Annotated in this window: 20 protein-coding genes; 9 read left to right on the forward strand and 11 right to left on the reverse strand. The window is 66.1% G+C overall.

Annotated elements, in window-relative coordinates; genetic code table 11:
* The first annotated feature begins 11 nt into the window (after positions 1–11).
* Both G370_RS0108210 and otsA read left to right on the forward strand, forming a co-directional pair.
* Positions 12–1,793 (forward strand): glycoside hydrolase family 15 protein, encoded by a 1,782-nt coding sequence (locus G370_RS0108210; RefSeq protein WP_026347041.1) that lies wholly within the window; start codon positions 12–14, stop codon positions 1,791–1,793.
* Positions 1,790–3,154: an alpha,alpha-trehalose-phosphate synthase (UDP-forming) gene (gene otsA, locus G370_RS0108215; RefSeq protein ID WP_019660160.1), complete on the forward strand. Its 1,365-nt coding sequence runs from the start codon at positions 1,790–1,792 to the stop codon at positions 3,152–3,154. Before G370_RS0108210 ends, otsA begins: the two co-directional genes overlap by 4 nt.
* Before the next feature lie 125 nt (positions 3,155–3,279).
* Here the strand turns inward: otsA and G370_RS0108220 are convergent, their stop codons facing one another.
* The 4 genes from G370_RS0108220 to rluD are packed head-to-tail and all read right to left on the reverse strand — an operon-like array spanning position 3,280 to position 5,978.
* Positions 3,280–3,717 (reverse strand): thiol-disulfide oxidoreductase DCC family protein, encoded by a 438-nt coding sequence (locus G370_RS0108220; RefSeq protein ID WP_019660161.1) that lies wholly within the window; start codon positions 3,715–3,717, stop codon positions 3,280–3,282.
* Positions 3,692–4,198, reverse strand: a complete 507-nt coding sequence (locus G370_RS0108225) for a DUF4166 domain-containing protein (protein ID WP_019660162.1) — start codon at positions 4,196–4,198, stop codon at positions 3,692–3,694. Before G370_RS0108225 ends, G370_RS0108220 begins: the two co-directional genes overlap by 26 nt.
* Positions 4,199–4,218: 20 nt before the next feature.
* Positions 4,219–4,989, reverse strand: a complete 771-nt coding sequence (gene pgeF, locus G370_RS0108230; RefSeq protein WP_019660163.1) for a peptidoglycan editing factor PgeF — start codon at positions 4,987–4,989, stop codon at positions 4,219–4,221.
* On the reverse strand, positions 4,989–5,978 hold the full coding sequence (gene rluD, locus G370_RS0108235) for a 23S rRNA pseudouridine(1911/1915/1917) synthase RluD (RefSeq protein ID WP_019660164.1): 990 nt from the start codon (positions 5,976–5,978) through the stop codon (positions 4,989–4,991). The genes pgeF and rluD overlap by 1 nt, the downstream gene beginning before the upstream one ends.
* Before the next feature lie 113 nt (positions 5,979–6,091).
* On the opposite strand from rluD, the gene G370_RS0108240 reads away from it, so the two are divergent.
* Together G370_RS0108240 and G370_RS0108245 are read left to right on the forward strand one after the other, a co-directional pair.
* The gene (locus G370_RS0108240) at positions 6,092–6,979 is read left to right on the forward strand and encodes an outer membrane protein assembly factor BamD (RefSeq protein WP_026347042.1); all 888 of its coding nucleotides are present in this window, start codon (positions 6,092–6,094) and stop codon (positions 6,977–6,979) included.
* A 190-nt stretch (positions 6,980–7,169) separates the two neighbouring features.
* Entirely contained in the window at positions 7,170–8,372 is a 1,203-nt protein-coding gene (locus G370_RS0108245; RefSeq protein WP_019660165.1) for a lipase family protein, read from the forward strand.
* A 120-nt stretch (positions 8,373–8,492) separates the two neighbouring features.
* Here the strand turns inward: G370_RS0108245 and G370_RS0108250 are convergent, their stop codons facing one another.
* The 3 genes from G370_RS0108250 to sucC all read right to left on the reverse strand — a co-directional run bounded on the left by G370_RS0108250 (position 8,493) and on the right by sucC (position 12,421).
* Entirely contained in the window at positions 8,493–10,127 is a 1,635-nt protein-coding gene (locus G370_RS0108250; RefSeq protein ID WP_019660166.1) for an NAD+ synthase, read from the reverse strand.
* Between the two features lie 224 nt (positions 10,128–10,351).
* On the reverse strand, positions 10,352–11,227 hold the full coding sequence (sucD, locus tag G370_RS0108255) for a succinate--CoA ligase subunit alpha (protein WP_005418610.1): 876 nt from the start codon (positions 11,225–11,227) through the stop codon (positions 10,352–10,354).
* A 24-nt stretch (positions 11,228–11,251) separates the two neighbouring features.
* Positions 11,252–12,421 carry an ADP-forming succinate--CoA ligase subunit beta gene (sucC, locus tag G370_RS0108260; protein ID WP_005418614.1) on the reverse strand — a complete coding sequence of 390 codons (1,170 nt, stop codon included), beginning with the start codon at positions 12,419–12,421 and terminating at the stop codon, positions 11,252–11,254.
* Between the two features lie 380 nt (positions 12,422–12,801).
* Here sucC and G370_RS0108265 point away from each other — a divergent pair, with 380 nt between their 5' ends.
* Together G370_RS0108265 and G370_RS0108270 are read left to right on the forward strand one after the other, a co-directional pair.
* Positions 12,802–14,415 carry a sensor histidine kinase gene (locus G370_RS0108265; RefSeq protein WP_019660167.1) on the forward strand — a complete coding sequence of 538 codons (1,614 nt, stop codon included), beginning with the start codon at positions 12,802–12,804 and terminating at the stop codon, positions 14,413–14,415.
* A gap of 60 nt (positions 14,416–14,475) precedes the next feature.
* Positions 14,476–15,849: a sigma-54-dependent transcriptional regulator gene (locus G370_RS0108270; protein WP_019660168.1), complete on the forward strand. Its 1,374-nt coding sequence runs from the start codon at positions 14,476–14,478 to the stop codon at positions 15,847–15,849.
* Between the two features lie 173 nt (positions 15,850–16,022).
* Here G370_RS0108270 and pilB read toward each other — a convergent pair whose 3' ends face one another.
* The 3 genes from pilB to G370_RS0108285 all read right to left on the reverse strand — a co-directional run bounded on the left by pilB (position 16,023) and on the right by G370_RS0108285 (position 18,755).
* Entirely contained in the window at positions 16,023–17,750 is a 1,728-nt protein-coding gene (pilB, locus tag G370_RS0108275) for a type IV-A pilus assembly ATPase PilB (protein ID WP_019660169.1), read from the reverse strand.
* A gap of 63 nt (positions 17,751–17,813) precedes the next feature.
* Complete coding sequence (locus tag G370_RS0108280) at positions 17,814–18,233, reverse strand: pilin (protein WP_019660170.1); 420 nt, start codon at positions 18,231–18,233, stop codon at positions 17,814–17,816.
* 96 nt (positions 18,234–18,329) lie between these two features.
* The gene (locus G370_RS0108285) at positions 18,330–18,755 is read right to left on the reverse strand and encodes a pilin (protein ID WP_019660171.1); all 426 of its coding nucleotides are present in this window, start codon (positions 18,753–18,755) and stop codon (positions 18,330–18,332) included.
* Positions 18,756–19,113: 358 nt separating this feature from the next.
* Here G370_RS0108285 and G370_RS0108290 point away from each other — a divergent pair, with 358 nt between their 5' ends.
* From G370_RS0108290 to coaE, 3 genes are read left to right on the forward strand one after another with little or no spacing between them, the layout of a single operon-like run.
* Positions 19,114–20,373 carry a type II secretion system F family protein gene (locus tag G370_RS0108290; RefSeq protein ID WP_019660172.1) on the forward strand — a complete coding sequence of 420 codons (1,260 nt, stop codon included), beginning with the start codon at positions 19,114–19,116 and terminating at the stop codon, positions 20,371–20,373.
* Positions 20,374–20,381: 8 nt separating this feature from the next.
* Positions 20,382–21,245, forward strand: coding sequence for a prepilin peptidase (locus G370_RS0108295; protein WP_019660173.1), 864 nt, complete (start codon positions 20,382–20,384; stop codon positions 21,243–21,245).
* An 11-nt stretch (positions 21,246–21,256) separates the two neighbouring features.
* Entirely contained in the window at positions 21,257–21,868 is a 612-nt protein-coding gene (gene coaE / locus G370_RS0108300; protein ID WP_019660174.1) for a dephospho-CoA kinase, read from the forward strand.
* A 160-nt stretch (positions 21,869–22,028) separates the two neighbouring features.
* On the opposite strand, the gene G370_RS0108305 is transcribed toward coaE, so the two are convergent.
* Positions 22,029–22,415, reverse strand: coding sequence for a hypothetical protein (locus G370_RS0108305; RefSeq protein WP_019660175.1), 387 nt, complete (start codon positions 22,413–22,415; stop codon positions 22,029–22,031).
* Positions 22,416–22,563: the final 148 nt, after the last annotated feature.

The raw sequence follows: 22,563 nt of genomic DNA on the forward strand, positions 1-22,563 counted from the left end.
TGTACCGCGTGATGACCCAACCCGATCTTGATCTGGGCGTGGTCGGCAACGGCAGCTTCGGCGCCCTGGTCGACAAACGTGCCCGCGTTGTCTGGAGCTGCCTGCCCACCTTCGACGGCGACCCCACCTTCTGTGCCCTGCTCGGTCCCAACCAGCAGACCGGTGGCGACTTCGCCATCGAGCTGGAGGACTTCGCGAGCAGCGAGCAGGAATACCTGACCAACACCGCGATCCTGCGCACCGTCCTGCGCGACGCGCACGGTGGCGAACTGGAAATCCTCGATTTCGCCCCGCGCTGGCGGCAGAACGACCGTTTCTATCGCCCGGTCAGCCTGATCCGCCAGGTGCGTCCGCTGGCCGGCAGTCCGCGCATCACCGTGCGTGCGCGACCACTGGCGGACTGGGGCGCGCGCGTGCCGGAGTCCACCTGGGGCAGCAACCATGTGCGCTGGATCCTGCCCGAGCATGTGCTGCGGCTGACCACCGATGTACCGGTGCGCTTCGTGCGCGACGGTCTGCCGTTCGTACTCAACCATCCCATCCACCTGATCCTGGGCGTGGATGAATCGCTCAACCGCTCGATCAGTGGCTATGTGCAGGAAGCCTTCCAACGCACCCGCGACTACTGGCGCGAATGGGTGCGTTACCTGTCCATTCCCCTGGAATGGCAGGACGCGGTGATCCGCAGCGCGATCACGCTGAAGCTGTGCCAGTACGAAGACAGCGGCGCGATCATTGCGGCGATGACCACCTCCATTCCGGAAGCCCCCGGCAGCGTGCGCAACTGGGATTACCGTTACTGCTGGCTGCGCGATGCAGCGTTCGTGGTGCGCGCGCTGAACCGCCTGGGCGCAACGCGCACGATGGAACAGTTCCTCGGTTACATCTTCAACCTGGCCACCACCGACGGTACGCTGCAACCGCTGTATGGCATTGGTTTCGAGGCCAAGCTGGACGAGGATGAGGTGCCCAGCCTGTCCGGCTACCGCGGCATGGGCCCGGTGCGCCGCGGCAACCTGGCCTGGGTGCAGCGCCAGCACGACGTGTACGGCAGCGTGGTGCTGGCGTCCACGCAGCTGTTCTTTGACCGTCGCCTGCAGGATCCCGGCGACGCGCACACGTTTGCCCGCCTGGAACCCCTGGGCGAACAGGCCTTCGCCCTGCACGACGTCCCCGATGCCGGCCTGTGGGAATTCCGCGGCCGCACCGAAGTGCACACCTACACCAGCGCGATGTGCTGGGCTGCGTGCGACCGCCTGTGCAAGATCGCCGTGCGCCTGAAGCGTGATGACCGCGCACACTATTGGCGCGAGCGCGCCGACACCATCCACGCCCGCATCATGGCCGAATCCTGGAGCGAGGAGCTGGGCCACTTCACCGATACCTTCGGCGGCCATCGCCTGGATGCCTCGCTGCTGCTGCTGGCCGACATCGGCTTCATCGACGCGATGGACGCCCGGTTCATTGCCACCGTCGATGCCATCGGCCGCGACCTCAAGCACGGCAATTCGCTGTACCGCTACGTCGCGCCGGATGACTTCGGCGAACCGGAAACCAGCTTCACCATCTGTACGTTCTGGTACATCGATGCGCTGGCGGCGATCGGGCGAATGGATGAAGCACGCGAGATGTTCGAGCTGCTGCTGAAGCAGCGCAACCACCTGGGCCTGCTGTCGGAGGATCTGGCCTTCGACACCGGCGAGGCCTGGGGCAACTTCCCGCAGACCTATTCGCATGTCGGCCTGATCACCGCCGCGATGCGCCTGTCGCGGTCCTGGCAGGAGGCATCGTGAGTCGTCTGGTCGTGGTTTCAAACCGTGTGGCCGTGCCCGGCGAGAACCGCGCAGGTGGGCTGGCGGTCGGCCTGCTGGCCGCCCTGAAGGAGCGCGGCGGCCTGTGGTTCGGCTGGAGCGGCAAGACCGTAAAGGAAGGCAGCGGCACGCTGCACCGGCAGAAGGACGGTGACATCGACTACGTCACCATGGACCTGAGCAAGCGCGAGGTCGATGGCTACTACAACGGCTTTGCCAACCGCACGCTGTGGCCACTGCTGCACTTCCGCCTGGATCTGGTCGACTATGACCGCGGTACCCGCGAGACCTACCACAAGGTCAATGCGCTGTTCGCCGACAAGCTCGCGCCATTGCTGCGCGAGGATGACATCGTCTGGATTCATGACTATCACCTGATCCCGCTCGGCGCACTGCTGCGCGAGCGCGGCATCGGCTCCCGCATTGGCTTCTTCCTGCATATCCCGATGCCGTCGGCCGACCTGCTGCAGGCGATGCCCGATCACCTGCGGTTGTTCTCCGCGCTGTACGCCTACGACCTGGTCGGCTTCCAGACCCAGCGCGATGCCGATCGCTTCCAGACTTACCTGCGCCTGTTCGGCGGCGGGCGCGTGCTCGACAACGGCGAGCTGGAAGCGCCGGGCGGGCGCCGCTTCCGTGCAGCAGCCTTCCCGATCGGCATCGACACCGAGCTGATCGCACGCCAGGCCGGCACAGCCGCCACCAAGACCGCCGTGAAGAATCTTCGCGCCAGCCTGCGCGACCGCCAGCTGGCAATCGGCGTGGATCGCCTGGACTATTCCAAGGGCCTCCCCGAGCGCTTCCTTGGCTTCGAGCGCTACCTGCAGCGCCACCCTGACCAGCGCGGCTCGTTGACCTACCTGCAGATCGCCCCGGTCTCGCGCGGTGATGTCACCGAGTACCGGCAGTTGCGCAGCCAGCTGGAGCAGATCGCTGGCCACATCAACGGCGGCCATGCCGAGCCGGACTGGACGCCGCTGCGGTACGTCAACCAGAACTTCACCCATGCCACGCTCACCGGCTTCTACCGGGCGGCGGCGGTCGGCCTGGTCACGCCTCTGCGCGATGGCATGAACCTGGTGGCCAAGGAATACGTGGCGTCGCAGGACCCGGAGGATCCGGGCGTGCTGGTGCTGTCACTGCTGGCTGGCGCCGCCGACGAACTGAAGCAGGCACTGCTGGTGAACCCGCATGATCTGGACGGCGTGGCCGATGCGATCGCCACCGCAGCCACGATGTCGCTGAGCAGGCGCAAGGAGCGCTGGCACGCGATGATGGAGCACCTGCGCACCTACGACATCAACCACTGGCGCCGCAGCTACCTGGACGCGCTGGAGGGTTGAAGCACGCGTTCCTGTAGAGCCGAGCCATGCTCGGCTGCGTTTTGTAGAGCCGAGCCATGCTCGGCTGCTATTGGCAGGAGAAAAAAGCAAGTCGAGCATGGCTCGACTCTACAAAAGACAGGCGATCAATCCAGGAACCGCGCGGCTTGCTCCGGTGCGGGCAGGTAACAGGCCTCATGCCGACCGAACCAGCGGTAGCGGTTGCGTGCCAGCGCGCGATACGCCGCATCACGCCAGCCGCGCGGCACGAGCCGCAGCACGCCGGCCAGGCGCCAGGCGCCGCCCAGCCCGGCCAGTACGCGCAGCATCGCATCGGTATCGGTCCAGGCACCCTGTGCGTCCAGCAGCAGGAACGACATCGGGTCCTGCGGGTCCAGCCCGTGCGCGCGCAGCATCGCGCTGCCCTGTGCGCCCTGCATCGCCGCAAAGCGATAGCGCCCCCTGCGGTCGAAGCGCAGCAGGAAGCGCACCCAGCGGTTGCACAGCGCGCATACGCCATCGAATACGATCACCGCGGTCCCAGCCTCGGCGGCGGCCTCACCGCGGTTCGAGCCAGCCTTCATAGCGGATCAGGGCTCCCACCCAGGGCAGCGTCACATCGACCAGGAAAGTGTAACGCTCGCCCTGCCAGGCTTCGCGGCAACGCGCGCCATCAAACCAGCGCCTTGGCAGCGGCAGCAGCCCGAACGCCCAGACCCGGCGCACCGACCAGTCGATGCCACCCTCGCGGGCCTGCAGATCAAATTCGAAGCGCACCGCGCCCAACTGCTCACGCAGATGCCCGTCGTGCGCCCACAGCCGCGACACCATTGGCCAGCGGCCGAACCGCCGCGCCCATTGCTCGCCCTGCCCGTGTGTGCTGAATACCACTTCGGTTGGCAGCGCGTCGCCGCTCTTCGGCAACCGTGCCACTGCGGCCAGCAGCGGCACCAGCCCGTGACGCCCGCGCTGGATCCGCGCCTTCCCCACGTAGCGGCACGGCTGTGGTGCGGCGTGCAGCGCCTGCACCGGCGGTGCCAGGGTGGCGAAGGCCGGCCCCAGCACCCGTGCAAACAGGGGCGTAGTCAGGGTGCGATCCAGGCCAACGTCGCCATGCGTCCGGTGCGGCGGTCGCGCCGGTGCGAGTACAGGTCCGGATCGGCCATGGTCGACACCGTGCCGCCGTATACCTGCGCCGGGTCCATGCCCGCCGCCTGCAGGCGCTGGCGGGCCAACGCGAACAGGTCCACCTTCCAATGACCTGCGCGGGTCGCTGCGAACGCCACCTCGGCGGCCGGATCGTGTCCGACGAAGGCGTGGTAGACCTCTTCACCGATCTCGTAATCGGCCGGCCCGGCTGCCGGTCCCAGCCAGGCGCGCAACTGCGCCGGCGGCGTCTGCATGGCCGCCACGGTGGCCTCCAGCATGCCGTCGGCCAGGCCACGCCAGCCGGCATGCGCCGCGCCCACCTCACTGCCATCAGCGGCGGCGAACACCACCGGCAGGCAGTCGGCGGTCAGGATCGCCAGCACCACGCCGGGCACCGAGGTCACCGCGGCGTCGGCCACCGGCTCGGCGGCACCCGGCACCGGCGGCGCGTTGAATCGCAGCACGGTGCTGCTGTGCACCTGGCGCAGCCAGTGCGGGGCCGACGGCAGCGCCAACCCCTGCTGCAGCAGCTGGCGGTTGTGCTCGACGTTGGCGGGGGTATCACCATCGGCCGCGTGCCGGTTGCCCAGGTTGAACTGCGCGAACGGCGCCGGCGAGATGCCCGCACCGTGCCGGCGCGTGGTCAGCGCATGGACGCCCGGAGGCGCCGGCCAGTCCGCCTGCAGCAAGGGCAGCGCGGCGGCCATCACCAGCGGTCCCGCTCGCGTGCGGCGAAGGCTTCGCTGTCTTCGCGCAGCACCTTCATCAGGTGCAGCATGTCCTCCGGCACCGGCGCGGTGTTGCGCACCGGCTCACCGGTGATCGGGTGCGTGAACTCCAGCGTCTCGGCGTGCAGGGCCTGGCGCTTGAAGCCGCGCAGCGCGGCCACCAGCTCGTCGCTGGCGCCCTTGGGCAGCTTCAATGCACCGCCGTACAGCGGGTCGCCGATGATCGGATGGCGCACGTGCGCCATATGCACGCGGATCTGATGGGTACGGCCGGTTTCCAGGCGGCACTCCAGTGCGGTGTGCGCACGGAAGCGCTCGCGCAGGCGGTAATGGGTGATCGCTTCCTTGCCGTCCTCGCGCACGGCCATCTTCAGGCGGTCGCGCGGGTGGCGGTCGATCGGGGCATCAGCGGTACCGCCGGCCACCAGCGCGCCCATCACGATGGCCAGGTACTGGCGGTGCACGTCGCGTGCGGCCAACTGCTCGACCAGCGCGGTCTGCGCTTCCAGAGTCTTGGCCACCACCATCACGCCGCTGGTGTCCTTGTCCAGGCGGTGCACGATGCCCGCGCGCGGCAGCACCGCCACCGACGGGTCGCGGAACAGCAGGGCGTTGACCAGGGTGCCGCTGTGGTTGCCCGCGCCCGGGTGTACCACCAGGCCGACCGGCTTGTTGATCACCAGCAGGTGCTCGTCCTCGAACAGCACGTCCAGCGGGATGTCCTCCGGCTGGGCGTCGGTCTGGGTTTCCAGTACCACGTTGAGGGTCACCACCTCGCCGCCGCGCAGCGGATCGCGCGGGCGCACCTGGGCACCGTCCAGCAGCACCTCCCCGGCCTTGATCCATTCGGTCAGGCGCGAACGCGAGTATTCGGGGAACAGTTCGGCCACGACGGCGTCGAAACGGCGCCCGGCAGCGGTGTCGGGGACGATGGCCTGGCGGGCCGATTCAGAAGGTTGTTCAGACATGGCAGGGGGCATTCTTTGAAATTTTGGGGTCCCGGCGGCCGGTTTCAGTCGCTGGACAGGACACTAGGCTATCATCGACCCTTCGTATTCCAGCCGCGTCCCGCCTCGACCCCATGATCCGACGCTCCGCCATGCTCTCCGCGCCCGTCCGCCTCACCGCCCTGCTGCTGGTGCTGGTCATCGCCGCCACCGGCTGCCATCGCGGCGCCAAGAAGGGTGATCGCCCCGATGAAGGCGTGCCGGTCGAACAGCTGTACGAGAAAAGCCACAAGCTGATGCAGGGCGGCAACTGGAGCGGCGCCGAGGCCAGCTTCCGCCGCCTGGTGGCCCAGTATCCGTACGGTCCGTACACCGAGCAGGCGATGATCGAGACCGCCTACGCCCAGTACAAGGCCGGCAAGCACGATGACGCGGTGTCCAGCATCGACCGCTTCATCCGTACCTACCCGACCCACCGCAACATCGCGTACCTGTACTACCTGCGCGGCCTGGCGAACTCCAACCGCAGTACGGTTTTCCTGCGTCGCGTATGGTCGTTGGATGCCAGCCGCCGCGACCTGTCCACGCCGCACCAGGCGTATTCGGACTTCAACATCGTGGTGGACCGCTATCCGAACAGCCGCTACGCCGCCGATGCGCGCCAGCGCATGCTGGAACTGCGTGACGTGTTCGCCCAGCACGAACTGGACAACGCCCTGTACTACATGCGCCGCGGCGCCTGGGTCTCGGCCGCCGGCCGCGCCAACTACCTGCTGGAAACCTACCCGCAGAGCGCGTTCCAGTACGACGCCGTCGCTGTCCTGGCCGATTCCTACACCCACCTGGGCAACAAGACCCTGGCCGATGATGCGCGCCGCGTCCTGCAGTTGAACCAGCCGGACCACCCGTGGCTGGAAGGCAAGTGGCCGAAGTACCCGTGGATGATCCGCAAGCTGAACCCGTTCGCTGGCGAGAAGTCCGCCAGCACCGGCCAGCGCAACGCGCGACTGGAAAAGAAATAAGAAAAAGGCCCCGCAAGGGGCCTTTTCTTTGTCGGTTATCCACGCCATGCGTGGAGGGTTCGTGCGCCCATGGACCACGACACTAGGAATTCTACGAATCCCCGGCGGATGCGACGCCGGTCCCAATCGGCGCGGGCGAGCTCCTCCACACTGCGGCGCAACGGCCATCCCGGCCGTGAAGGAGCGCCTCATGACCCCACCGCCACGCCATTTCCGTCCCCGCGCCTGCCTCCTCGCCACTGCCCTGCTGGCGCTGTCCCCGGGCCCCCTGGCCGCCGCACCGGTTGCACCGGGCGACCTGCTGTCTGCTGCCCCCTATCGCGCGTCATGGGTGCCGTCCAAGGCCGCGCAGGCCTACAAGCTGCACTACCGCACCCCGGATCATCGCGGCCAGCTGGCCGAAGGCACCGGCCTGCTGTATCTGCCCGCCGGCGCGGCGCCTGCAGGCGGCTGGCCGGTGGTGTCCTGGGCACATGGCACCCAGGGCATCGCAGATCGCTGTGCGCCCTCGGTGTCCGGCCCCTACCAACCCCAACGCGACGGGCGCTTCCTCGATCAGTTCCTGGCACAGGGCTATGCGGTGGTCGCCGCGGACTACCAAGGCCTCGGCAGTCCAGGTGACCATGCCTATCTGCATGTGCGCACTGCCGCGCGCAACGCCATCGACCTCGTCAAAGCCAGCCGCCAGTACCTGGGCAACGCAGCGCTGTCGCCGCGCTGGGTCTCGGTCGGCCATTCGCAGGGTGGCGCCGCCGCGCTCACCGCAGGCCACATCGCCCCCACCTATGGGGGGCCGGCGTTGCACTACCGCGGCAGCTTCACCACCGGTACGCCCACGGCAGTGGAGTTGACCGCGCTGGTGATGAAACCGGACAACCGCACCGCCAATCCAGGTGCAGTCAACGCGTATCACGCGTATCTGCTCGATGGCCTGCTGCAGGTCGCGCCGCAGATCGACCGCGTCCTCAGCGACACCGGCCGCGCCCGCGTGGCAGTGGCACGTGAGCAGTGCCTGGGCGAACTGGCCGCCACCCTGGACGGTGCGGATACCGGCAGCATGTTCACTGCACCGCTGACCAGCGTGCCGGGCATCTGGGCGGTGCTGTACGACTATCTCGGCGTACCGCGCCGCGGCTTCAGCCAACCACTGATGCTGGGCCATGGCAGCGCGGACCGCGATGTGCCCTATCTGACCACGCTGCTGTACGCCGCAGGACTGGCCCTGCGAGGCGAGCCGGTCGCGTTTCGACGCTACCCGGTCGACCACCGCGGCACGCTGGATGCGGCGGCGGCGGATGGCCTGGCATTTGTGCGTGCACGGCTTGAGGGCGGCCACTTCAGCGACGCTGCGGAAACCGCCGGCCTCGAACAGCTGCTCGGCGAAGCCCGGTAGATCCACGCCATGCGTGGATGATCTTCGACCATCGTGCGGACCAAGGTCCGCACCCACCGGAGAGGGCCAACGGGTTGCCGGCCATCGGCCGGCACTCCCTGTCGTCTGCTGGACCGGGCCTCAGCCCTTGTAGCCGTTGCTGATCGGGTAACGACGCTCACGGCCGAACGCCCGGCGCGAGACCTTCGGCCCGGGCGCGGCCTGATGCCGCTTCCACTCGCTGATGCGCACCAGGCGAAGCACGCGGTCGACCACGGTCGCGTCGTAACCGGCCGCCACGATCTCCGTGCGCGACTGCTCCTGATCGATGTAGCGGTACAGGATGCCATCCAGCACGTCATAGGCCGGCAGCGAATCCTGGTCCAGCTGGTTCTCGCGCAGCTCGGCCGATGGCGGGCGGCTGATCACCGCCGGCGGAATCACAGGCGCGCCGCCCACGGTATTGCGCCATTTGGACAGGCCGAACACCTCGGTCTTGTACAGGTCCTTCAACGGCGCATAGCCACCGCACATGTCGCCGTAGATGGTGGCGTAGCCGACGGCGTACTCGCTCTTGTTGCCGGTGGTCAGCAACAGGCCGCCGAACTTGTTGGCCAGTGCCATCAGGATCACCCCGCGGCTGCGCGACTGCAGGTTCTCTTCGGTCACGTCCGGCGCGGTGCCTTCGAACATCGGCGCCAGCGATTCCATCAGGCCCTTGAACGCCGGCTCGATCGAGACCGCTTCCAGCTTCACGCCCAGTGCCTGGCACTGCTCGGCGGCCAGGTCGTTGGACATGCCGGCGGTATAGCGCGACGGCAGGCGCACGGCGGTAACGTTCTCAGCGCCGAGCGCGTCGACCGCCAGCGCCAGTACCAGCGCCGAATCAATGCCACCGGACAGCCCCAGCCACACCTTCTTGAAGCCGTTCTTGCGGCAGTAGTCCTGGATGCCACGGGTCACGGCACGCCAGGCCAGCGCGTCCATGCTCTCGTCGCCATCGTCCATCCACACGTGCGGCATGAAGCGGCGGGTCTCACCGTCGTACTCCACCACCAGCCACTGGTCGACGAAGGCAGCGGCAGCCGGGTGTACCGTGCCGTCACCATCGGCCACCACCGACGCGCCATCGAACACCAGCGCATCCTGGCCACCGACCACGTTGAGATAGGCGATGGCCGCCCCGCTCTCGCGGGTGCGTGCGGCCAGCACCGCGTCGCGCTGGGCGTGCTTGCCCCGCTCGTACGGCGAAGCATTGGGCACTACCACCAGTTGCGCCCCCGCGCGCACGGTGTCGGCCAGCGGCTCGGCGAACCAAAGGTCCTCGCAGATCAGCAAACCCACCGGAATGCCATTGACCTCGAACACACAGCTGCCGCCGTCCGGATCGACATCGAAGTAGCGACGCTCGTCGAACACCGCGTAGTTGGGCAGCTCGCGCTTGCGGTAGGTCTGCTCCAGCAGGCCATCGCGCAGCACGCTGGCGGCGTTGTAGACCACCGCACCAGCCGCCTGCGGCCAGCCGACCACGGCGGTGATGCCACGGCAGGCAGCAGCGATACGGCCCATCGCCTGCTCGCATTCGTACAGGAAGCCGGGACGCAGCAGCAGGTCCTCCGGCGGATAACCGCTCACTGCCAGCTCGGGGAACATCACCAGCTCGGCGCCATACTCGTCGCGCGCCTGTCCGATCATCTCGATGATGCGCTCGGTGTTGCCGGCGACATCGCCGACCGGGAAATCGAACTGCGCCATCGCGATGCGGATCGAAGCCATGGGAATCCAGCCTGTGGTTGCAATGCGCCCATTGTAGCGCCGCGTCGTGCGCGCGCCGGGGGCGTTCACTGCGTGGACAGCCCTGGCTTAGTAGATCCCCACCATGCGTGGATGGGCCGACCAGGCGGCCGCCAGACGCAGAAAAGCCGCCCGAGGGCGGCTTTTCCAAAGCAAGCCGAGCGTGGGCTCGGCTCTACAGAATCGGCTGCCAGAGGCAGTCGTTCTTATTTCACCAGCTTGGCGATGGCGGCGCCCAGGTCGCCCGGCGAACGGACGGTGACGACGCCAGCAGCTTCCATGGCGGCGAACTTGCCTTCGGCAGTGCCCTTGCCGCCCGAGGCGATCGCACCGGCGTGGCCCATGCGCTTGCCGGCCGGAGCCGACGCACCGGCGATGAAACCGACGACCGGCTTCTTCACGTGGTTCTTGATGTACTCGGCACCGGCTTCCTCGGCGTCACCGCCGATTTCGCCGACCATGATGATGCCTTCGGTCTGCGGGTCTTCGTTGAACAGCTTCAGGCAGTCGACGAAGTTCAGGCCATTGATCGGGTCGCCACCGATGCCGATGCAGGTGGACTGGCCCAGGCCGACTTCGGTGGTCTGCTTGACCGCTTCATAGGTCAGGGTGCCCGAACGCGACACGATGCCGATCTTGCCCGGCTTGTGGATGTGGCCCGGCATGATGCCGATCTTGCACTCACCCGGGGTGATGACACCCGGGCAGTTCGGACCGATCAGGACGGTGTCCGGGTAGGAACGGGTCAGCACGTTCTTGACGCGCAGCATGTCCAGCACCGGGATGCCTTCGGTGATGCAGACGATGACCTTGATGCCGGCAGCAGCGGCTTCCAGGATCGCATCGGCCGCGAACGGCGGCGGCACGTAGATGACCGACGCGTTGGCGCCGGTGCTCTGCACGGCGTCGGCAACGGTGTTGAAGACCGGCAGGTCGATGTGGGTGGTGCCACCCTTGCCCGGGGTCACGCCGCCAACAACCTGGGTGCCGTACTCGATCATCTGAGTGGCGTGGAAGGTGCCCTGCTGGCCGGTGAAGCCCTGCACGATCACCTTGGTGTTCTTGTTAATCAAAACAGACATGGGAATTTCCTTCGGTGTCGTGGATCAGGCGGCGTTCTTGACCGCTTCAACGACCTTCTTGGCGCCGTCGTTGATGTTGTCAGCCGGGATGATGGCCATGCCGCTGTCACGCAGCAGCTGCTTGCCTTCTTCCACGTTGGTGCCTTCCAGGCGCACCACGACCGGAACCTTGACGCCCACTTCCTTCACGGCGGCGATGATGCCTTCGGCAATCATGTCGCAGCGGACGATGCCGCCGAAGATGTTGACGAAGATGCCTTCAACCTTGTCCGAGGACAGGATCAGCTTGAACGCTTCGATGACGCGCTGCTTGTTGGCACCGCCGCCCACGTCCAGGAAGTTCGCCGGCTCGCCGCCGTTGAGCTTGATGACGTCCATGGTGGCCATGGCCAGGCCGGCACCGTTCACCATGCAGCCGATGTTGCCGTCCATGGTGACGTAGTTGATGTCCAGCTCCGAAGCGGTCACTTCGGTTTCGTCTTCCTGGGACTTGTCGCGCATCGCGACCAGTTCCTTGTGGCGGAAGTTGGCGTTGTCGTCGCTGTTGAACTTGCCGTCCAGCGCGTACAGGTTGCCATCGTCCAGGATGGCCAGCGGGTTGATCTCAACCAGCGCCAGGTCCTTTTCGTTGAAGATGCGGTACAGGTTCACCATGATGTTGGCGAACTGGCCGGCCTGCTTGGCGGTCAGGCCCATCTTGAAGCCGATGTCACGGCCGTGGTAACCCTGCACGCCCTCGACGAAGTCCACGTTCAGGGTGTGGATCTTGTCCGGGGTCTCGGCAGCGACCTGCTCGATTTCCATGCCGCCTTCGGAAGAGGCGATGTAGCTGATGGTGCGGGTGCCGCGATCCACCAGGACCGACAGGTACAGCTCCTTGACGATCTCACCGGCGGTGGTCACCAGCACCAGGTTGATCGGCAGCTCGACGCCGGCGGTCTGGTAGGTGGCCATCTTGGTGCCGAGCATCTTGGCCGCTGCGGCCTTCACATCATCGACGGTCTTGCAGAACTTGACGCCGCCAGCCTTGCCGCGGCCGCCAGCGTGGATCTGCGCCTTGACCATCCAGGGGCCCTGGCCCAGCGACTGGGCGACTTCAACCGCCTCGTCCGGGGTCGCCGCGACCTTGCCGGCCGGGACCGGGATGCCGTATTCGGCAAGCAGTTGTTTTGCCTGGTATTCGTGGAAATTCATGCGTCACCGTGGGAATAGGAACGACCGCACGCAATTCCTCAGGGCCCCCTGGAAGAGGCACCGGCACGGACCGCGGCGGGCCCACTATTGTGGCCGAGCCGGCGCCGGGGCGCAAAGAAGTCTGTACAAAACGCCAGACGCGGGCGGATTTTCGCGGTCATTCAGGCAGTTGCGCCCGCCCTGGCGCTGGCCTCCGGTCTCCGCGGCGGGCCAAATGCGCGATGCGGGGCGGTCCCGCGGCGCCAGCGCAGGGGCCCTATACTGGCCCTCTCGAGCACGCTCGACACTACATCGACGCGACGTGCCCGCCCGGCCTCAGGGGATGCCAGGCAGGCCCGCCGCAGATTCCAGACCCAGGCAGCCAGAAGGGGAGTTCCGGCGTGTCACCCAGTGCTTCATTGATCGACCGCATCGAATCGATTCCGCGGCGTGAGCTGTACTTCTTCGCGCTGTACCGGGTGCTGATCGCCGCAGTCATCGCCGGCCTGCTCTACAGCCCCCTGTCCGGCATGGTCGGCGAGGCCCACCACCCGCGCCTGGCCGATACCGTTGCGGCCATCTATCTGGTGCTGTCGCTGCTGGCCCTGGCGATCGGCCGCAACGAACGCTGGCTGCGCCCCATCGTGGTCACCAGCGTGCTGGTGGATATCATCGCCGCCACCCTGCTGGCGCACGCCCTGCCCGGCGCCAGCGCCGGCATCTCGATGTCGCTGCTGTTCAACATCGCCGCGGCCGCCACCCTGCTGCCGCTGAGCTGGGGGCTGGGCCTGGCAGTCGCGGCCAGCCTGGCCACCGGTACCGAATACCTGTGGAAAGTGCTGGAAGGCGGCGATCCCACCCGCACGCTGGCCGAGCTGGCCATGTTCGCCACCAGCTACCTGGCGCTGGCCTTCATCAGCTACCAGGTGGGCAGCCGCGCACGCCGCAACCAGCAGCTGGCCAATCAGCGCGGCGACGAAGTAGCCAACCTGTTCCAGATCAACGAACTGATCATCCGCCGCATGCGCACTGGCGTGCTGGTGGTAGACGCCGACAACCGCATCACCCTGGCCAATGAAGCGGCCTCGATGCTGCTCGGTGACAATGACGGCATCGGTGAGACAGGACGCCTGGATCTGGCCAGTGCCGCGCCGGAACTGGCGCGCCGCCTGCAGCGCTGGCGCAACGGCTGGGCGCAGGACGAACTGCCGCTGCAGCTCAACCCCGACCAGCCCGAAGTGCAACCGCGCTTCGCCCGCCTGCTGGCCGGCAGCGAGCTGGCCCTGGTGTTCCTGGACGATTCCAGCGTGGTCTCGCGGCGCGCCGAATCGCTCACCCTGTCGGCGATGGGCCGCTTCTCCGCCAGCCTCGCCCATGAAATCCGCAACCCGCTGGCGGCGATCAACTATGCCGTGCAGCTGCTGGAAGAAGGCACCGGCTTCAACGAAAGCGACCGCCGCCTGCTGCAGATCATCCGCCAGCAATGCCAGCGCACCAATGGCATCGTCGAAAGCGTGCTGGGGCTGGCACGGCGCGAACGCGCCACGCCCGAGAACGTCGACCTGGTCGCCTTCGTGCGCCGCTTCGTGCTGGAGTACAAGCAGGGCCAGACGCTGGAAACCGACAGCATCGAACCGATCATCAGCGATACGGCGGTGATGGCGCAGGTCGATACCAAGCACCTGTACCAGGTGCTCACCGTACTGGTGCACAACGCATTGAAGTACGGCCGTATCGGCCAGCAGCCGGCGCGGGTGCGCCTGCGCGTGGCCCAGCACGAGCGCAGCGCGGTGATCGACGTGATGGACCGTGGCCCGGGCATTCCCGAGAGCGTGGCCGCACAGCTGTTCCGTCCGTTCTTCACCACATCCGAGCACGGCACCGGGCTGGGCCTGTATATCGCCCGCGAGTTGTGCCGGGCCAACCAGGCACGCCTGGACTACATTCCCGTGCCCGCCGGCGGCTCCTGCTTCCGTTTGGTGCTGCCCGGCCCCCACACGCTGCTGCCCACCTGATTGCAGATCTGTGCGTCAAACATTTGTCGCTTCCAGCCCCCTCGTTTATCTTTCACGCCCATGAACGAAACCCGCAGCGCCCTCGTCGTCGACGATGAACGCGACATCCGCGAACTGCTGGTACTGACCCTTGGCCGCATGGGCCTGCGCATCAGTACCGCCGCCAACCTGGCCGAAGCCCGCGAGCTGCTGGCCAGCAATCCGTACGATCTGTGCATCACCGACATGCGGCTTCCGGATGGCAACGGTATCGAGCTGGTCAGCGAGATCGCCCAGCACTACCCGCGCACGCCGGTGGCGATGATCACCGCGTTCGGCAGCATGGACCTGGCCGTGGAAGCGCTGAAGGCCGGTGCCTTCGACTTCGTCAGCAAGCCGGTGGACATCTCGGTACTGCGTGGCCTGGTCAAGCACGCGCTGGAACTCAACAACAGCGAGCGCCCTGCGCCCGGCCCCGCCACCGAACAGGCAGCACGCCTGCTCGGCGCTTCGCCGGCCATGGACGTACTTCGCACCACCATCAGCAAGGTCGCGCGCAGCCAGGCGCCGGTCTACATCCTCGGTGAATCCGGGGTTGGCAAGGAACTGGTTGCTCGCACCATCCACGCCCAGGGCGCGCGCGCGGCCGGGCCGTTCGTGCCGGTCAACTGCGGCGCCATTCCCGGCGAGCTGATGGAGAGCGAATTCTTCGGACACCGCAAAGGCAGCTTCAGCGGCGCGCATGCCGACAAGCCCGGCCTGTTTCAGGCCGCGCACGGCGGCACCCTGTTCCTGGACGAAGTGGCCGAACTGCCGTTGCAGATGCAGGTCAAGCTGCTGCGCGCGATCCAGGAAAAGTCGGTGCGCGCGGTCGGTGCGCCCAACGAAGAGCCGGTGGACGTGCGCATTCTCTCGGCCACGCACCGCGACCTGGCCGAACTGGTCGAGGACGGGCGCTTCCGCCACGACCTGTACTACCGCATCAACGTGATCGAGCTGAAGGTGCCGCCGCTGCGCGAGCGCCGCCAGGACCTGCCGGAACTGGCCGCTGCCGTGTTGGCGCGGCTGGCCCGCAGCCACGGCCGCGCCACCCCGCTGCTGGCGCCGTCGGCGCTGGAAGCGCTGGCCCACTATGCGTTCCCGGGCAATGTGCGCGAGCTGGAGAACATCCTGGAACGCGCGCTGGCACTGGCTGAAGAAGACCGCATCGGCGCCGACGACCTGCGCCTGCCGCAGCACGCCCCACGCACGCCCGGCAGCGCAGCCCCCGCCGAAGCCGTGGCCGACCTGCAGCCCGGCGGTGCCGCCCTGCCCTCGTACATCGAGCAGCTGGAACGCAGCGCCATCCAGCGCGCGCTGGAAGAGAACCGCTGGAACAAGACCCGGACCGCCGCGCAGCTGGGCATCACCTTCCGCGCGCTGCGCTACAAGCTGAAGAAGCTGGGGATGGAGTAGAGCCGAGCCCATGCCCGGCTGCGCGGTGGTCGGGACCGCGCCATCCATGCATGGCGTGGAACTACTATGGGATCCGTGGCCGATCATCCACGCATGGCGTGGATCTACTGTAGAGCCGAGCCCACGCTCGGCTGCTCTTCGGTACCTCAGCCGAGCATGGGTTCGGCTCTACCTCAATCCTTGGTAACGCGATTGATCTCCGCCAGGCTGGTGATCCCGGCCGCAGCCTTCTTCAACGCAGACTGCCGCAGGTCGTTCACCCCGATCTGCTGCGCCGCCTCGGCAATCTGCAGCGCGTTGCCACCGGCCAGCACGATGGTAGCGATCTCATCGGTCATCGGCATCACCTGGTAGATGCCGGTTCGGCCCTTGTAGCCCTCGGTGCACTCATCGCAGCCCACCGCCTCGTACAGCTGGATGCCCGCATCCAGCTGCGCCTGGGTGAAACCCTCGGCCAGCAGCGCATGCTCCGGCAGGTTGGCCGGGCGCTTGCAGTTGCCGCACAACCGGCGTGCCAGGCGCTGCGCGATCACCAGCGTCACCGAGCTGGTGATGTTGTACGGCGCGATGCCCATGTTCATCAGGCGCGCGATGGTCTGCGGCGCATCGTTGGTATGCAGCGTGGAAAGCACCATGTGGCCGGTCTGCGCCGCCTTGATCGCAATCTCGGCCGTCTCCAGGTCGCGGATTTCGCCGACCATGATGATGTCCGGATCCTGTCGCAGGAACGAGCGCAGCGCCGCAGCGAAGGTCATGCCACGCTTGTTGTTCTGCTGCACCTGGTTGACGCCGGGCAGGCGGATTTCCACCGGGTCTTCGGCGGTGGAAATGTTGCGCGTCTCGTCGTTGAGGATGCCCAGCGCGGTATACAGCGAAACGGTCTTGCCCGAACCGGTCGGGCCGGTCACCAGCACCATGCCGTAAGGCTTGTGGATCGCATCCAGGAACAGCTTCTGCTGGTCCGGCTCGTAGCCCAGTTTGTCGATGCCCAGCTTGGCCGCGCTGCCATCCAGGATACGCAGCACCACCTTTTCACCGAACAGGGTCGGCAGCGTGCTGACGCGGAAATCGATCTGCTTGGTCTTGGACAGGTTGAGCTTGATGCGACCGTCCTGTGGCACGCGCTTCTCGGCGATATCCAGCTGCGCCATCACCTTCAGGCGCGCGGCAATGCGCTGGTTCAACTTCACCGGCGCGCGCGCCACCATCTTCAATAGGCCGTCGATGCGCAGGCGCACGCGGTAATCGTCTTCGTACGGTTCGAAGTGGATGTCCGATGCGCCCTTGCGGATCGCATCGACCAGTACCTTGTTAACGAACTTCACTACCGGGGTGTCGTCGCCCTTGGCGTCGATGCCGGCGTCGGTGCCCGCGCCTTCGTCGTCGCCCAGGCCGACATCGAGGTTGGCCATGCCCTCGTCGTCGCCGCCCAGCGCGTCGCCGATGGTGTCATGGCTGGCGTGCCACTGTTCCAGCGTGCGGCGGATCTGGTCTTCATCCACCAGGATCGGCTCCACCACCAGGTTGGTATGGAACTTGATCTCGTCCAGCGCATGGGTCGGATTGCTGGTACCCACGAACAGCTTGCCGCCGCGTTTGAACAGCGGCAGCACGTTGTGCTTGCGCAGCAGCTCCTCGCTGACCAGGCTCATGGCGTTCTGGCTGGCGTCGAACGTGGACACGTCGAACAGCGGCATGCCGAACTCGACCGCGTTGGCGGCGGCGAGCTGCGAGGCACTGACCAGCTTGTTCTGCGCGAACCAAGTGGGCAGCGGCTGGCGTGCCGCAGCGGCCTTGGCCATCGCATCGCGGGCGGAGGCCTCGTCCAGAGCGCCGTCCTGGACCAGGCGGCGGGCCAAGCCGGTGATGCCGACGAGGTTGGCGGTGGTTACGGTGTTCATGGGTGCGCTCCTACTGCACGGCAGACTACCCCAACCATAGGTAGGCCGGAATCATTAGATGCTTCAACCATGCGGGCAGCCTTTCGGTGCAACCTCGACTGGCGCGCTGGTCGTACAAGCCCAAGTACCGGTGTCAGCGGCGTAGACGATGGTCACCGTCGCTGATTCCACCTTGCTGTTAACTCCTGCAGCCTTCATGGTCGCAGTAATCACGCATGGGACGCCACCTGCCACCGCTATGCCTTCAACATATTTGCCCGCCAGGACCGCGCTGTCAGGCAGAACGCAGGAATTTGCGCCATTGTTGTTCGCAAATTGTTCGCCGACGGGTGTTTTAAGCCCGCCCAACAGGACTACAGCCTCGGACAATTGAGTGCGAGCGGTGTAGTCGTTGTATTGCGGAATCGCGATTGCCGAAAGAACGGCTATAACGGCCACGACGATCATCAACTCAATCAACGTGAAACCGGTCTGCTTGTTCATGGCGCTCCCCAATGCGCAGGTCAAATGTTTGAATCGGCCTTACCCCAAAAAAAAGCCCCGGCAGCGCCGGGGCTTTTGTGGCTGCGAAGCCCCAGCTTACGGAGCAGTGACGCAAGCCTTAGGCTGCACTTCAGAGGCGGCATTGGTAGAGCACGCCCAAGCGCCAGTATCCGGAGTGAAAGTCAGGGTGACAGTCTTGCCGGCAGCCTTCGCGTTGACGCCTTCTTCCTTCATGGTAGCGACGATAGTGCACGGGCTGTCACCACCAGCTTCCACCGAAGCAACATACTTGCCGGTTTCCACAGCGTTCTCCGGAACCACACAAGAGGTAGCCGGATCGGAATCCTGAGCGAAAGCTTCGGCAATCGGAGTCTTAAGACCGCTGGCCAAGGTATACGCCTCCGACATCTGGGCGCGCGCCGTGTAATCGTTGTACTGCGGAATCGCAATGGCCGCCAAAATGGCGATGATCGCAACGACGATCATCAGTTCGATAAGGGTGAAGCCCTTCTGGTTCTTCATTTGTTACATCCCCAAGATAGTGATGGTTGATGATCAGCGCATCAGGATCTTCCGACCCATAGGCCGGGTGAGCGGGTCCTGTGCCCTGCGGGTGGATCAACGCAGGTTGCGTGCCAACTCTGGCACGCCTCCCCCTGAATTTCCCCATGCCCATGATGGCATCAATTTCACGGATGGGAACCCCCCGTGTGCGAATCTGCGATGGACGCGGCAATGTGACGCAGCGCGTCACCTTTCGTCTCCGCTGGTCAAGAACTCTGCGCAGGGTTGTGCTGGCACACTCCCCGGACGGCCCTGAACCGGCTACCATCGCTGGTCATGATGCCCGCCTGGGGATGGCGGGCCTTGGGGAGCCAACATGTCTGTCAGTCGCAGTGCGATCAAGAAAGAGCCCGTGGCCCGCACGACCACGGAACTGCAACCGTTTGTATGGGAGGGGACCGACAAGCGGGGTATCAAGATGAAGGGCGAGCAGGTCGCCAAGAACGCAAACCTGCTGCGCGCAGAGCTACGGCGTCAGGGCATTAATCCCGGTACGGTAAAGCCCAAGCCCAAGCCAATGTTCGGGGCAGCCGGCAGCAAAGTTTCACCGAAGGACATTGCCTTCTTCAGCCGTCAGATGGCGACGATGATGAAGTCTGGTGTACCGATCGTCTCGGCGCTGGACATCATTGCCAGCGGGCACAAGAACCCGCGCATGAAGAAGATGGTGGACGGGATCCGTGCCGATATCGAGGGCGGTTCCTCCCTATATGAGGCCGTCAGCAAGTATCCCGTGCAGTTCGATGAGCTTTACCGGAACCTGGTCCGGGCTGGTGAAGGCGCGGGTGTGCTGGAAACGGTGCTGGACACCGTCGCCACCTACAAGGAAAACATCGAAGCGCTGAAGGGCAAGATCAGAAAGGCGCTGTTCTACCCAGCCATGGTGGTGGTCGTTGCGCTGCTGGTCAGTGCCATCATGCTGATCTTCGTCGTACCCCAGTTCGAAGAAGTGTTCCGCGGCTTCGGCGCGGAGCTGCCTGCATTTACCCAGATGATCGTGAACCTGTCACGTTTCATGGTTTCGTGGTGGTGGCTGATGGCGACCGTGGCGATTGGCAGCATCGTGGCGTTCACCATGGCCTACAAACGATCACCCAAGATGCAGCACACCATGGACCGACTGATCCTGAAGGTGCCAGTGATCGGCCAGATCATGCACAACAGCTCGATTGCCCGGTTCGCCCGGACTACGGCAGTGACTTTCAAGGCCGGCGTGCCGCTGGTGGAAGCACTCGGAATCGTCGCTGGCGCGACCGGCAACAAGGTCTACGAGGAATCCGTGCTGCGCATGCGTGACGACGTGTCGGTGGGCTATCCGGTCAACATGGCGATGAAGCAGACCGCCCTGTTCCCGCACATGGTCATCCAGATGACCGGTATCGGTGAAGAAGCGGGCGCACTGGATTCGATGCTGTTCAAGGTGGCCGAGTATTATGAGCAGGAGGTCAACAATGCCGTTGACGCCTTGAGCAGCCTGCTCGAACCGATGATCATGGTCTTCATCGGTGTCGTCGTTGGCGGTATGGTCATCGGCATGTATCTGCCCATCTTCAAACTCGGCGCCGTCGTCGGCTAAAGGTATCAATGGCATTTCTCGACCAGCATCCCGGCCTCGGCTACCCCGCCGCGGCCGCCCTGGGACTGCTGCTGGGCAGTTTCCTGAACGTGGTCATCCTGCGCCTGCCCAAGCGGCTGGAGTGGCAGTGGAAGCGCGATGCGCGCGAAGTCCTGGAGGAACCGGACTTCTATGAGCCCCCCCCACCGGGGATCGTGGTGGAGCCGTCGCACTGCCCGCACTGCAAGCACAAGCTGAGCTGGTACGAGAACATCCCGCTGTTCAGCTGGATCATCCAGGGCGGCAAGTGCCGCCACTGCAAGGCGCCGATCTCGCTGCAGTACCCGCTGGTGGAGGCGCTGACCTCGGTGCTGGTGCTGGCTTGCGTCTGGCAGTTCGGCTTCGGCTGGCAGGGCTTCGGCGCCATCGTGCTGACCTGCTTCCTGATCGCCCTGTCCGGCATCGACCTGCGCACCCAGCTGCTGCCCGATCAGTTGACCCTGCCACTGATGTGGCTGGGCCTGATAGGCAACATCGACAACCTGTACATGCCGGCAAAGCCTGCATTGGTCGGCGCGGCGGTGGGCTACCTGTCGCTGTGGATGGTCTGGTGGCTGTTCAAGCAGCTGACCGGCAAGGAAGGCATGGGCCACGGTGATTTCAAGCTGCTGGCCGCGCTCGGCGCCTGGTGCGGGCTGAAGGGCATTCTGCCGATCATCCTGCTGTCGTCGGTGCTGGGCGCCATCCTCGGCTCGATCTGGCTGTACAGCCGGGGCCGTGACCGCGCCACGCCCATTCCCTTCGGGCCGTATCTGGCCATCGCCGGCTGGCTGTACTTCATGTGGGGCGCACCGCTGGTGGATCAGTACCTGATGATGAGCGGGCTGCGCTGAGGGGAGTCCCCATGAGCCGCTATGTGGTTGGCCTGACCGGGGGCATCGCCTCCGGCAAGAGCGAAGTGACCCGGCGCTTCGAGGCGCTGGGCATTGTGGTGGCCGATGCCGATCTGGCCGCACGGGCCGTGGTGGCCGCCGGCAGCCCGGCGCTGGCCCGCATCGCCGAGCGCTTCGGCGCCGACATGCTGCTGGCCGATGGCAGCCTGGACCGGGGGCGCCTGCGCGCCCACGTGTTCGCCGACCCGGCCGAGCGGACGGCGCTGGAAGCGATCACCCACCCGGCCATCCGCCTGCTGATGCAGCAGCAGTGCGAGCAGGCTGAGAGCCCCTATGCGGTTGCCGCCATTCCGCTGCTGACCGAGGTGGGTGGGCGGAAGGCCTACCCATGGCTGGACCGGGTGCTGCTGGTGGACGCGCCGGAGGCCGTGCAGCATGCCCGGCTGATGCAGCGCGATGGCATTGATGCTGCGCTGGCCGACCGGATGATTGCTGCGCAGGCCAGCCGCGCGCAGCGGTTGGCGCTGGCCGATGACGTGGTGGTCAATGATGGGCAGCCGGAGGACCTGCAGGTGCAGGTGGAACAGCTGCACGCGCGGTATCTGAAGTTGGCCGGGGGGTGAGGCCGGGTTGCCGGCCAGCGGCCCGCGCTACCGAAGCGTATCCACGCGTGGCGTGGATCTGGGGATCTGCTGTAGAGCCGAGCCGATGCTCGGCTGCGACCATCAAGCCGAGCATCGGCTCGGCTCTACAAAACGCTCTGCATCCACGCGTGGCGTGGATCTACTCCAGCTGCAGGCGGGCGTAGCGGGCCAGTTCGCGGGCGCCGAGCAGCAGGCCGTCGACGACATCGGGATTGAGTTGCTGGCGGGCACCGCCCTGCTCCCGCGCGATTTCGGCGGCGTGCAGTAGCTGGATCAGGGTGTTCAGACCGGCAAGCGTGCGGCTGAGGCCGGCCATCGTGGCGGCCTGCGCTGGGCTGGCCCCCTGCACGTCCAGCCGCTGGCCGTCGGCGGCGTCGCGGCCATCCATGCGCGCCAGCAGGGCGGGCAGCAGGTCCTTGGGGTCATCCAGCAGCACTTCGACACGCTCGGCGACGTCGGCAGGCAGCAGGTGGGCCGCATCGCCGATCAGGGCGTGCAGCTGGGGGAACAGCGGGCGGGTGGACATGGTGGAGCTCCTCGCAGTCGGCAGGCCACCTGCAGATGCAAGGTGGCGGACGGTGCGGGTTGGCGTACCGGAGACCCAACAACTCAAAAGCGAAGGAAAAAGACTCCAGCGGATTCTGGCGAATCCCCACGCACCGTCCGCCAAAGCC

This window comes from Stenotrophomonas hibiscicola ATCC 19867 (assembly GCF_000382065.1).
Lineage (GTDB): Bacteria > Pseudomonadota > Gammaproteobacteria > Xanthomonadales > Xanthomonadaceae > Stenotrophomonas > Stenotrophomonas hibiscicola.

Coding starts and splice junctions, on each gene's coding strand:
- pilB (WP_019660169.1), bottom strand. CDS start 17,750: ATGAACACCGTAACCACCGCCAACCTCGTCGGCATCACCGGCTTGGCC.
- G370_RS0108285 (WP_019660171.1), bottom strand. CDS start 18,755: ATGAAGAACCAGAAGGGCTTCACCCTTATCGAACTGATGATCGTCGTT.
- sucD (WP_005418610.1), bottom strand. CDS start 11,227: ATGTCTGTTTTGATTAACAAGAACACCAAGGTGATCGTGCAGGGCTTC.
- pgeF (WP_019660163.1), bottom strand. CDS start 4,989: ATGGCCGCCGCGCTGCCCTTGCTGCAGGCGGACTGGCCGGCGCCTCCG.
- G370_RS0108220 (WP_019660161.1), bottom strand. CDS start 3,717: ATGAAGGCTGGCTCGAACCGCGGTGAGGCCGCCGCCGAGGCTGGGACC.
- G370_RS0108250 (WP_019660166.1), bottom strand. CDS start 10,127: ATGGCTTCGATCCGCATCGCGATGGCGCAGTTCGATTTCCCGGTCGGC.
- G370_RS0108270 (WP_019660168.1), top strand. CDS start 14,476: ATGAACGAAACCCGCAGCGCCCTCGTCGTCGACGATGAACGCGACATC.
- G370_RS0108280 (WP_019660170.1), bottom strand. CDS start 18,233: ATGAACAAGCAGACCGGTTTCACGTTGATTGAGTTGATGATCGTCGTG.
- sucC (WP_005418614.1), bottom strand. CDS start 12,421: ATGAATTTCCACGAATACCAGGCAAAACAACTGCTTGCCGAATACGGC.
- G370_RS0108290 (WP_019660172.1), top strand. CDS start 19,114: ATGTCTGTCAGTCGCAGTGCGATCAAGAAAGAGCCCGTGGCCCGCACG.
- G370_RS0108210 (WP_026347041.1), top strand. CDS start 12: ATGACCCAACCCGATCTTGATCTGGGCGTGGTCGGCAACGGCAGCTTC.
- G370_RS0108305 (WP_019660175.1), bottom strand. CDS start 22,415: ATGTCCACCCGCCCGCTGTTCCCCCAGCTGCACGCCCTGATCGGCGAT.
- G370_RS0108245 (WP_019660165.1), top strand. CDS start 7,170: ATGACCCCACCGCCACGCCATTTCCGTCCCCGCGCCTGCCTCCTCGCC.
- coaE (WP_019660174.1), top strand. CDS start 21,257: ATGAGCCGCTATGTGGTTGGCCTGACCGGGGGCATCGCCTCCGGCAAG.
- G370_RS0108240 (WP_026347042.1), top strand. CDS start 6,092: ATGATCCGACGCTCCGCCATGCTCTCCGCGCCCGTCCGCCTCACCGCC.
- rluD (WP_019660164.1), bottom strand. CDS start 5,978: ATGTCTGAACAACCTTCTGAATCGGCCCGCCAGGCCATCGTCCCCGAC.
- G370_RS0108295 (WP_019660173.1), top strand. CDS start 20,382: ATGGCATTTCTCGACCAGCATCCCGGCCTCGGCTACCCCGCCGCGGCC.